We start from the raw sequence: 9,780 nt of genomic DNA, 5'->3' as shown, positions 1-9,780 counted from the left end.
TCGCGCGGTCTGGGTGAACTGGCGGTGGGCCTGGCCTGGGGGCTGGTGGTGCTGGGGGCCGACTATGTGCAGCGTGGCCACTTCGCGGCCGCGCCCCTGGCGGCGGCGGCCAGCTATGCGGTGTTGATTGCCAATATCCTGGTGGCCAATGGTTTTCCGGATGCCGTGCCCGATGCGCAGGTGGGCAAACGTACACTGGTGGTGCGCCTGGGTCCCGGGCGCGCCGCCTGGCTGTATCTGGCGCTGGTTCTTCTGGCCCATGGCCTGCTGGTTGTGGCGGTGGACCGGCAGGTGTTGCCCACCCCTGCGCTGTGGGCGCTGGCGTCGTTGCCGCTGTCTCTGGCAGCGGCCGTGCTGCTGCTGCGCCGGGCGCGCCGCCCCGCGCAATTGCGCCCGGCGCTGGTGCTGGGCATTGCTGCGGCTGTAGCGCACGGGCTGGGTTTGGCTGCAGGCTTGCTGCGGGCATGAAGGGCGCGTGCGCAGGGCCGTGCTACAACTGAATTTGAAAGAAAAAGAACATGTCCATCCAGTGGTTCCCCGGTCATATGCACCTGACCAGAAAGGCGATCACCGAGCGTGTCAAGGACATCGATGTCGTGATCGAGGTGCTCGATGCCCGCCTTCCCGGTTCCAGCGCCAACCCGTTGCTGGCCGAACTCACAGGCCATAAGCCCACGCTCAAGGTGCTGAACAAGCAGGACGTGGCCGACCCCGCGCGCACTGTGCTGTGGCTGGAGTGGTACAACGCCCTGCCGGGTACGCGCGCCGTGGCGCTGGATGCCTCCGAGGCCGCGCCCGCCCGCAAGCTCATCGACGGCTGCCACCTGCTGGCGCCCAACCGCGGTGGCATGGCCAAGCCCATGCGCGTGCTGATCTGCGGCGTGCCCAACGTGGGCAAGAGCACGCTCATCAACACGCTCATGGGCAAGCGCTCGGCCAAGACCGGCGATGAAGCCGGTGTGACCCGCACCGAGCAGCGCGTGGCCCTGGCCGACGACGTCTACCTGTTCGACACGCCCGGCGTGCTGTGGCCGCGCATCGTGGTGCCGCAAAGTGGCATCCACCTGGCCGTCAGTGGTGCGGTGGGGCGCAACGCCTACGACGACCAGGAAGTCGCGCTGGAGCTGCTCGACAACCTCAAGCTCAGCTACCCGCAGCTTTTGCTGGCGCGTTACCCGATGCCGCACAACGCAGAGACCGTGGCCGATGTGCCGGCCGAAGACCTGCTCGAGGCCATCGGGCGCCAGCGCGGCGCGCTGGTCAGCGGCGGTCGCGTCGACGCGCAGAAAGCGGCCGAACTGGTGATCGCCGACTTTCGCGCCACGCTGTTCGGTCGCATCACGTTGGAGACGCCCGAGCAATACCTGGGCTGGTCGAAGACCGCGCACGCGGCCGATGCCGAGCGCCAGCGCCTCAAGCGCGAGCAGTTCGGCGACCGTCCGCCGCGCCGCCCGCGCCCACGGCGCCGCACTTGATGCAGGTCAAGGTGGCGGATCGAGCGCTGACCATGATGCGCCCATGAGTGATCGACACCGCGTTCTCATCATCGAAGGCCACCCCGACCCGCAGGCCCGCCTCAACCGCGCGCTGGCCGATGCCTACGCCGAGGGCGCCAACGAAGGGGGTTGGGATGTGCGGCGGGTGCGCATCGCGGAACTCGACATTCCCATGCTGCGCAGTGCCGACGAATGGACGCATGGGCCGGTGCCGCCCGCGCTCAAGCCGGTGCAGGACGACCTGCAGTGGGCGCACCACTTGGTGCTGTTCTTTCCCCTCTGGCTGGGCGACATGCCCGCGCTGGTTAAGGCCTTTCTGGAGCAGGTGGCCCGGCCCGGTTTTGCGGTACCCGAGGACCGCAGCACGCTGCTCGCGCCCAAGCCGCTGGCCGGCCGCTCCGCTCGCGTGGTGGTGACCATGGGCATGCCGGCGGCCTTGTACCGCTGGTTCTACCGCGCGCACAGCGTCAAGGCGCTGGAGCGCAACGTGCTGGGATTTGTGGGTTTTGCGCCGGTGAACGAGACGCTGATCGGCAGCGTCGACAACCTGGGCGACGCCGGTGTGGCGCGCTGGTGCCGCAAGCTGCACCGGCTGGGGCTCGACGGCGAGTAGGCCGCCGAGGTCCAACGCGTCAGTTGCCCGGCAACAAGCCGACGAAAGCCGCCAGCTGGGGCGTGCCCACCGCGCCGTCGAGCACGCGCGCGCCCGTCTGCGGGTCTTTGGCCACCACAAAGGGCACGCCGGTGCCGCCCAGGCGGGTGAGCAGTTCGGTGTTGTGCTCGATCGCCGCCTTCAGCTCGGCTGGCACATCGGCCGAGGCGGAAATGCCGCCGTTGCCGCCCATCAGGCTGTCTTCGTGCGCGGCCATGGCCTCGGCCGGGTTGGCCGCCGACAGGATGGCGGCCCCTTGCGGCAGGCTCTTGGCGTTGAGCAGCGACACGGGCAGCCAGACGAAGCGGGCCTGCTTCAACAGCGGCTGCGAGGCCTGCCACAGGTGCGCGCAGTGCGGGCACTGCGGGTCGAACAGTACGTAGGCGGTGTTGGCGGCCATCAGGGCGCCCACGCTGAAGCCCTTGCCTTCGGCGGCCAGCACTTGCAGCGCCTGGCTGCGGTCGATGGGTGGGGGAGGCGGGTTCTCCGGCTCCTTGGAGCAGGCACCCAGAAGGCCCATGGCCGTAAGAGCGGCCATGGACGGGAGGAGTTCGCGGCGGTTCATGCCGCAATGGTAGTCAATGCAGGATGGCGTGGGCGATCAAACCCGTGGCCACGGCGACGAGCAGGAAGTCGCCGTTGACCTGCACCCATTGGTGGCCACGCGGCGGCGCGTACAGACCCGGTTGGTGACGCACCACCACATAGCGCCCGGAGCGGTACTGCGCCGGCAGGTACTGGCCGCGGTGGTAACGCGGGCCGGTGTGCACGACACGCACATCGCGGTGCACGTAGCGCACGTCCGGTCGGCGGTCGTGGCGGTAGTCATCGCGACGCACCACACGCACTTCGCGGTGAACTTCGCGCTCGACGTGGCGGTTCTCCACGCGGTGACCGTTGTCGCGGTCGCCCCGGCGGTTGTCGTCGTGGGCGTAGGACGCGGTGCTCATCGCGAGCATGGCGGTGGCGAGGGCAACCGGAAGCAGTTGACGGGCTTTCATGGCGTTCTCCTTTCGTGGAGGGTTGGTGAGCCTTCATCGTGCTCAGGCCATGTGTCGCTTGCGTAAACGCCGTGCAGTGCGCCTGCAAAGAACGTTGCCGGGTTTCAAGCCTGTCTTCAGGCGATCAATCGGTGGTGCCCGCCACCGCCTCCTTGGCGCGCATCTTGGCGGCGATGTACTCGCCGTGGGTCACGTAGAGCAGGCCGGCCACCTTGTAGATGACCGCGTTCTCGTGCACGTCAAGGTGGTCGTTGGCATAGGCCACGGTCCACATGGCTTCCACCACCGCGATTTTCTGCGGGTGGCTCAGCTGCTCGTTGAGCACGCTGGTGAACTGGTAGTAGTCGTTGCTGGTGCGCGAGGTATCGGTGGCGCGCTCGAGCAAAGCGGCCACGGCCTCTGCCGGCAAGCCGAACTTGCGTTGCAGTGCCTGCAGCACGGCGTCGGTCTCGCGGGCGTCCTGATCGGGGTCGGCGCGCATCACCTCCACCAGCAACACGGCGGTGGCCAGTTGCAGCGCCTGCGGATCGGGCGCGTCCTGGGTGTTGGGGTCGAGCTCGCGCACGACGTGATCGAACAGGTCCTTGAAGTTCTTGAACATGGCAGCTCCGGTGCAGGGGTGGTGGACCCCTTGCACGGCGCGAGGTTCCGCAGCGCGCGAGAATGCGCGCCGTGTGCACCAACTACACGCCCGCCACCCCGAAGCACCTGGTCGAGATGAAGGCACTTGGCCTGGCGGCCGCGCCGCCGGACGCCTGGCCGAGTGAGGTGTATCCCGGCATGTCCGCACCGGTGGTGGTGGCCAGCCCCGATGGCGCGCCGCGCGCCGAGGTCGCGCGCTTTGGCCTGATTCCGCGCTGGGTCAAGGACGGCCAGCAGGCGCAGAAGGTGTCGCGCGGCACGCTCAACGCGCGCAGCGAGACGGTGGCCAGCAAGCCGAGCTTTCGCGCCCCCTGGCGTGAGCGCCGCTTTGCGTTGGCGCCGATGCTGGACTTCTTCGAGCCCTGCTGGGAGGACGCGCACCTCGTCGGCCACCGCTCGGTGCGCTGGCGCATCGCGCGCGCCGATGCCGCGCCCTTTTGCGTGGCCGCGCTGCACGAGCGCTGGACCGACCCGGCCACCGGCGAGATCGTGCCCAGCTTCAGCCTGCTCACCATCAACGCCGACGGCCATGAACTGCTGGGCCGCATGCACCGCCCCGGCGACGAAAAACGCATGCTGGTGGTGCTGCCCAGCGAGCATTGGGCCGACTGGCTGCGCGCCGATCACACGCAGGCCCTGGCCATGTTGCAGCGCACACCGCCGGGCTTGCTGGTGGGCGAGCCCGCTCCGCGCGAGACGCCATCTCGGCCAGCGCCCACGCCGCCGCCGGCCGAGCCGCCCGACCCGCAGCGCGGGCTGTTCTGACGGCGGGTGGACGCACCGCTCGCTCAGGCGACAAACGCCGCCCCCAGGCCCTCAGGGAAAACGCGGGGGGGCTCTGGCGGTGCGCGGTCGGCAGGCCTATAACGGCCGTCCGGAGCAGCGCCCCGGATACCCATGAGCCGCGCACAAGCGGCCTGCCAAGGAGACAAACCATGATCGAGCGTCGCGTGCAGCGGCCCCTGCGGCCGTTGTTGACCCTGTCCGTTGCCTTGAGCCTGTGGCCCGCGCTTGCGCTGGCCGATGGCGTCGGCGTCAACAACGACAACATCTTTCCCAGCAACCGCTACACGGTGCCCGACTTCGGCAACGCGACCCTGCGCCGCGTGAACCTGCCCAAGCCCGACTGCGCCACACGCCCGAGCGACTGCGCCGACATCGACGTCATCAACACGCTCGACGGTTTCTCGACGCAGCCGCGCATCACGGTGCCGTTCGATGGCGACATCGACCCGGGCACCGCCACCAGCGACAACATCTACCTCGTCAACCTGGGCGACGTGCTCACGCTGCGTGGCTTCGGCGACAAGGTGGGCATCAACCAGGTGGTGTGGGACCCGGCCAGCAAGACGCTGGCGTTTGAGTCCGACGAGTTGTTGCAGGAGCGTTCGCGCTACCTGCTGGTGGTGACCAACGGCGTGCGCGACGCCAACGGCAAGAAGCTCAAGGCGGCCAACCTGCTGGGCGGCGCACATGGGCGTGACCTGCGTGATGCGCTGCCGATGGCGCGCGGCGGTGGCCGCAACGTGGTGGCGGCCTCGCTGTTCACCACGCAGTCCACCACCGGCGATCTGCTCAAGATCCAGCGCCGGCTCAAGGCCACCGCGCCCGGGCCGGTGGACTTCATGCTCGGCAATGGCGGCACGGTGCGCACCGTGTTCCCGGTGTCGGGTGTGGCGTACATCCAGTTCAATCGCCAGACCGGTACGGCGCCGACGTTCACGCCGGGCTTCCTGCCCACACCGGCGCTGCAGGTGTTCCCCGGCGCGGTGGGCCAGATCGCCTACGGGCGATACACCTCGCCCGAGTACCAGAACGCGGCCAAGGTGATCCCTACGGTGCCCACGCTGACCGGCGTGCCGCAACCGCAGGGCAGTCGCGATCTCGTGTTCCAGCTGTTCATGCCGGCCACGCCGCGGCCCGCTGGTGGTTACCCGGTGGCGATCTTCGGCCACGGCTTCACCGACAGCATGTACGGCGCACCGTGGACGGTGGCCTCGACCCTGGCGTCGCAAGGCATCGCCACGCTGTCGATCAACGTGGTGGGCCACGGCGGCGGCGAGCAGGGCACGCTGCTGGTGCAACCCACGGCGGGTGCGCCGGTGCAACTGCCGGCCGGCGGGCGCGGCATCGACCAGGACGGCAACGGCGCCATCGACAGCACCGAGGGCGTGAACGCCGCGGCGCCGCAGGCCATCGTCAGTAGCCGCGACGGCCTGCGCCAGACCGTGATCGACCTGATGCAGCTGGTGCGCCAGGTGCAAGGCGGTATCGACGTCGATGGCGATGGCACGCGCGACCTCGACCCCGCGCGCATCTACTACGCCGGCCAGTCGTTCGGTGGCATCTACGGCACCATCTTCCTGGGTGTGGAGCGCGACGTGCGCGCCGGCGTGCCCAACGTGCCCGGCGGCTCCATCAGCGAAATCGCACGCATCAGCCCGAGCTTTCGCATCCTGACGGGGCTGGCACTGGCCACGCGCGTGCCCACGCTGCTCAACCTGCCGCCTACGGCGCAGCTGCCGATCCCGCTCAACTTCAACGAGAACATCCCCCTGCGCAACCTGCCGCCGGTGGTCAACAACGTGCCGGGCGCCATGGCCATCGCCGAACTGCTCGACCGCAACGAATGGGTGCAGCAGGCCGGTAACCCGGTGTCGTATGCGTCGCTCATTCGCCAGAGCCCGCCCTGGGGCCACGCGGCCAAGCCCATCATCCTGCAGTTCGCGCAGGGCGACGTGACGGTGCCCAACCCCACCACCACCGCCATCGTGCGCGCCGGTGGCTTCAAGGACCGCGTCACGCGCTTCCGCAATGACCTGGCCTACGCGGCGATCGACGGCACGCCCAAGAACCCGCACACCTTCCTGACCAACATCGCCGCCGTGCCCCTGGTGGCGCAACTTGCGGTGGGTGCGCAGCTGCAGATCGCCACCTTCTTTGCCACCGACGGCACGACGGTGATCGACCCCGACGGCGGCGGCCCCTTGTTCGAGGTGCCCATCCAGGGCGAGCTGCCCGAGGGCGTGAACTTCATTCCCTGACAGCCGCCGAGGCCGGGGCGGCGCTACAGTCGCCCCATCCGTTCCAACCAGCCCGCCACCGCGCGGGCTTTTGCATGCCCCACGCCGTTGCCCGCCTGCGCGCCCAGCGCCTGGCCGCCAGCACCAAACCCTTCAAGGCCCGCGGCGGCACCCTGGTGCGCTGCGCTGGCTGCCGCCTGCCCGCCAGCCACTGCATCTGCGCGCTGCGCCCCACGCTGCACAGCCGCGCCGGCATGTGCCTGCTCATGGGCGACATCGAGGCCCTCAAACCCAGCAACACCGGCTGGCTCATCGCCGACCTCGTGCCCGACACCTGGGCCTTCGCCTGGTCGCGCACGCAGGTCGACTCCGCGCTGCTGGCCCTGCTGGCCGACCCGCAGTGGCAACCGGTGGTGGTGTTCCCCGGCGAGTTCGTGCCGCCCGAGCGGGTGATCACCGCGTTGCCAGCCGCAACGCTGTCGGACAGCGCGCAGGCGCCCGCCAGACGCCCGCTGTTCGTGCTGCTCGACGGCACCTGGAGCGAGGCCCGCAAGATGTTCAACAAAAGCCCCTGGCTCAATGCCTTGCCCGTGCTCAGTCTGCAGCCCGGCCAGGCCAGCCAGTACCGGCTGCGCCGCTCCAGCCGCGACGACCACTTCTGCACCGCCGAAGTCGCCGCCTTCTGCCTCGCGCTGGCCGGCGAGGTGCATGCAGGCCAGCTGCTGCAGGCCTGGTTCGAGGTGTTCAGCGCGCACTACCTCAGCGCCCGCCAGAACCGCGCGGTGGTGCGCGACAGCGCGGTGCATGCGCGGCTGGCGGAGTTGGCTTCGCCACGCGCGTGTAACAGGGCCATGGACCAATCCTGAGCACGCTGCTGAGAATCGCCGCCGGGTTTGTGGGTGCCTTGCCAGCGGCGTAGGATGCCCCGGAACCAACGGCCCACCGACCCCGCCCATGAGACCCGAACCCGAACCAGCGTCGCGCCTGCCCATCGTTTTGATTGCCCTGGTGGTGCTGGCCGTGGCCGGCTATTTTGGCTGGCGCCACTACCAGTCGCTACAGGCCATGCCCGAGCCTGAGCCCGGCCCATCGGTGGCGGCGGTGCCCACGCCCTCGCTGCCCGCCACGCCACTGCCTGGCGACGCGCCGCCGGCCATCCAGCACCCCTTCGAGCCCCCGGCGCCCGAGGCCAACGCGCCAGCACCCACGCCGCTGCCGGCGCTGGCCGAGTCCGACGGCTTCGTGCGCGAGCGGCTCGACGAGTTGATGGGGCGCACCAACACCTTGCGCTTTCTGCAGCTCGATGGCTTTGTGCGGCGCGTGGTGGCCACGGTCGACAACCTCGGGCGCGACCACGCCCCGGTGCTGATGTGGCCGGTCACGCCCACGGCGGGGCGTTTCTCGTCGCAGAAGGCGGCCGACGGCAGCGAAGTCATCCACCCCGACAACGCGCAGCGCTACACACCGCTGGTGCAGCTCATCGAGGCGGTGGACAGCGCGCAGGCCGTGGCGCTGTACCGGCGCCTCTACCCGCTGTGCCAGGCTGCGTACGAAGAGCTGGGCTTTCCCGGGCGCTACTTCAACGACCGGCTGGTGCAGGTGATGGACCAGCTCATCGCCACGCCCGTGCCCGAGGCGCCGCCGGCTGTGGCGCTGGTGCAGGTCAAGGGCGAGGTGCCGTCCACGCGGCCCTGGGTGCGCTACGAGTACGCCGACCCGAAGCTTGAAGCCATGACCGCGGGTCAGAAGATCCTGCTGCGCGTGGGCGCCGACAACCAGCGCCGCCTGCAGGCCAAGCTCAAGGACCTGCGCGCGCGCATTGCCCGTCGATGAGCGCGGTGCCGGCGACTTCCGTGCAGCCTCGTTCCGCCGTGCCCAAGGTGCTGCTCACCGGCTTCGACGCCTTCGGCGGCGCCACGCTCAACCCCAGCTGGCTGGCCGTGCGCGCGCTGCACGGGCGCCAGGTGCTGGGCCACAAGATCGTCGCTGCGCAACTGCCCACCGTGTTCGACGCCTCGTTGCGCGTGCTGGACGACCTGCTGCGCACGCACCGCCCGGCGCTGGCCATCTGCGTGGGGCAGGCCGGCGGGCGCAGCGCCATCTCGCTCGAGCGCGTGGCCATCAACGTCAACGACGCGCCCATCGCCGACAACGTTGGCGCGCAACCGGTGGACACCGCCGTCTGGCCCGACGCGCCCGCGGCCTATTTCAGCGGCCTGCCCATCAAGGCCATGCACGCCGCACTGCGCGCCGAAGGCATTGCGGTGGAGGTGTCGCAAACGGCCGGCACCTTTGTCTGCAACCACGTGTTCTACGGGCTGATGCACACCATCGCTTCGCGCCGCGCCCTGCGCGGCACACGCGGCGGCTTCATCCACGTGCCCTGGCTGCCCGAACAAGGCACACCGAACATGGCGCTCGACGCCATCGTGCGGGGGCTGCACCTGGCGGTGCGTTGCGCGCTGGGGGTCAGGCGCGATCAGGCGACGGCGGCGGGCGCCACGCACTGAGCGTGCACCCTCGCTTCAGGCCTGCCACACACCAAACCCCGCCGATCGCAGGTCGATGCCGACCTCGATCTCCTTGTCCACCGCGTCGTCGTAGCGCATGGGATTGAAGCCCTCGTACAGGTCGGGCAGCAGGCGCAGGCCGTACCTGAAGACGAAGGCGTTGGCCTGGATACCGGCCTTGTGTTTGTCGAAGCGCAGGTCCGGGTCCAGCCCCGTCATGCCCACGTACACACAGGGCTTGCCCGCCACATAGTCGGGGTTGCACGCGCGGAACTTGCGCTCGAGCAACACGTCAGGGTGCAGCTCGATCACGTAGACGTGGTGGTGGGGGCGACGTGCCATGGGTGTGGCCTTGGCCAAGTCATTGGGTGGGTGCGACTGCGCAGTTGAGCAACGCATTGGGCACCGCCCCTCAATGCCTCACGAACTGCTGTTCAGTTCTTCGAGCAATTGGGT

Annotated in this window: 12 protein-coding genes; 8 read left to right on the top strand and 4 right to left on the bottom strand. The window is 69.4% G+C overall.

The window, feature by feature from the left end; genetic code table 11:
* The 3 genes from KF871_RS18700 to KF871_RS18690 all read left to right on the top strand — a co-directional run.
* Positions 1-468 (top strand): prenyltransferase (locus KF871_RS18700; protein ID WP_291146138.1); only part of this gene is annotated, 468 nt, incomplete at its 5' end.
* Positions 469-518: 50 nt separating this feature from the next.
* Positions 519-1,475: a ribosome biogenesis GTPase YlqF gene (gene ylqF, locus KF871_RS18695; RefSeq protein WP_291146135.1), complete on the top strand. Its 957-nt coding sequence runs from the start codon at positions 519-521 to the stop codon at positions 1,473-1,475.
* 43 nt (positions 1,476-1,518) lie between these two features.
* The gene (locus KF871_RS18690; RefSeq protein WP_291146133.1) at positions 1,519-2,109 is read left to right on the top strand and encodes an NAD(P)H-dependent oxidoreductase; all 591 of its coding nucleotides are present in this window, start codon (positions 1,519-1,521) and stop codon (positions 2,107-2,109) included.
* A 19-nt stretch (positions 2,110-2,128) separates the two neighbouring features.
* Here the strand turns inward: KF871_RS18690 and KF871_RS18685 are convergent, their stop codons facing one another.
* The 3 genes from KF871_RS18685 to KF871_RS18675 form a co-directional block, all read right to left on the bottom strand.
* Entirely contained in the window at positions 2,129-2,686 is a 558-nt protein-coding gene (locus tag KF871_RS18685) for a thioredoxin fold domain-containing protein (protein WP_291146130.1), read from the bottom strand.
* A gap of 40 nt (positions 2,687-2,726) precedes the next feature.
* Entirely contained in the window at positions 2,727-3,149 is a 423-nt protein-coding gene (locus tag KF871_RS18680; RefSeq protein ID WP_291146128.1) for an RcnB family protein, read from the bottom strand.
* A 124-nt stretch (positions 3,150-3,273) separates the two neighbouring features.
* Positions 3,274-3,750 carry a TerB family tellurite resistance protein gene (locus KF871_RS18675; protein WP_291146125.1) on the bottom strand — a complete coding sequence of 159 codons (477 nt, stop codon included), beginning with the start codon at positions 3,748-3,750 and terminating at the stop codon, positions 3,274-3,276.
* A gap of 71 nt (positions 3,751-3,821) precedes the next feature.
* Between KF871_RS18675 and KF871_RS18670 the strand changes: the two genes are divergently transcribed.
* From KF871_RS18670 to pcp, 5 genes are all read left to right on the top strand, one after another.
* Positions 3,822-4,556 carry an SOS response-associated peptidase gene (locus tag KF871_RS18670; RefSeq protein ID WP_291146122.1) on the top strand — a complete coding sequence of 245 codons (735 nt, stop codon included), beginning with the start codon at positions 3,822-3,824 and terminating at the stop codon, positions 4,554-4,556.
* Positions 4,557-4,726: 170 nt separating this feature from the next.
* On the top strand, positions 4,727-6,835 hold the full coding sequence (locus KF871_RS18665; protein WP_291146119.1) for an Ig-like domain-containing protein: 2,109 nt from the start codon (positions 4,727-4,729) through the stop codon (positions 6,833-6,835).
* A gap of 74 nt (positions 6,836-6,909) precedes the next feature.
* Positions 6,910-7,680 carry a tRNA-uridine aminocarboxypropyltransferase gene (locus tag KF871_RS18660; protein WP_291146116.1) on the top strand — a complete coding sequence of 257 codons (771 nt, stop codon included), beginning with the start codon at positions 6,910-6,912 and terminating at the stop codon, positions 7,678-7,680.
* 88 nt (positions 7,681-7,768) lie between these two features.
* Positions 7,769-8,647: a DUF3014 domain-containing protein gene (locus KF871_RS18655; protein WP_291146113.1), complete on the top strand. Its 879-nt coding sequence runs from the start codon at positions 7,769-7,771 to the stop codon at positions 8,645-8,647.
* Positions 8,648-8,685: 38 nt separating this feature from the next.
* Positions 8,686-9,324 carry a pyroglutamyl-peptidase I gene (gene pcp / locus KF871_RS18650; protein ID WP_291146141.1) on the top strand — a complete coding sequence of 213 codons (639 nt, stop codon included), beginning with the start codon at positions 8,686-8,688 and terminating at the stop codon, positions 9,322-9,324.
* Between the two features lie 15 nt (positions 9,325-9,339).
* On the opposite strand, the gene KF871_RS18645 is transcribed toward pcp, so the two are convergent.
* Positions 9,340-9,666 carry a hypothetical protein gene (locus KF871_RS18645; protein ID WP_291146110.1) on the bottom strand — a complete coding sequence of 109 codons (327 nt, stop codon included), beginning with the start codon at positions 9,664-9,666 and terminating at the stop codon, positions 9,340-9,342.
* Positions 9,667-9,780 lie beyond the last annotated feature (114 nt).

It is taken from the genome of Hydrogenophaga sp. (assembly GCF_019635465.1).
In the GTDB taxonomy this organism is placed as follows: domain Bacteria; phylum Pseudomonadota; class Gammaproteobacteria; order Burkholderiales; family Burkholderiaceae_C; genus Hydrogenophaga.
Note: the sequence above shows the minus strand (reverse complement) of the source record. Positions and strands in the feature narration are given on the sequence as shown.

What these genes read in the sequence shown, in the direction of transcription:
- KF871_RS18685 (WP_291146130.1), bottom strand. Translation starts at nt 2,686, where the DNA reads ATGGCCGCTCTTACGGCCATGGGCCTTCTGGGTGCCTGCTCCAAGGAG.
- KF871_RS18665 (WP_291146119.1), top strand. Translation starts at nt 4,727, where the DNA reads ATGATCGAGCGTCGCGTGCAGCGGCCCCTGCGGCCGTTGTTGACCCTG.
- ylqF (WP_291146135.1), top strand. Translation starts at nt 519, where the DNA reads ATGTCCATCCAGTGGTTCCCCGGTCATATGCACCTGACCAGAAAGGCG.
- KF871_RS18655 (WP_291146113.1), top strand. Translation starts at nt 7,769, where the DNA reads ATGAGACCCGAACCCGAACCAGCGTCGCGCCTGCCCATCGTTTTGATT.
- KF871_RS18680 (WP_291146128.1), bottom strand. Translation starts at nt 3,149, where the DNA reads ATGAAAGCCCGTCAACTGCTTCCGGTTGCCCTCGCCACCGCCATGCTC.
- KF871_RS18690 (WP_291146133.1), top strand. Translation starts at nt 1,519, where the DNA reads ATGAGTGATCGACACCGCGTTCTCATCATCGAAGGCCACCCCGACCCG.
- KF871_RS18675 (WP_291146125.1), bottom strand. Translation starts at nt 3,750, where the DNA reads ATGTTCAAGAACTTCAAGGACCTGTTCGATCACGTCGTGCGCGAGCTC.
- KF871_RS18660 (WP_291146116.1), top strand. Translation starts at nt 6,910, where the DNA reads ATGCCCCACGCCGTTGCCCGCCTGCGCGCCCAGCGCCTGGCCGCCAGC.
- KF871_RS18645 (WP_291146110.1), bottom strand. Translation starts at nt 9,666, where the DNA reads ATGGCACGTCGCCCCCACCACCACGTCTACGTGATCGAGCTGCACCCT.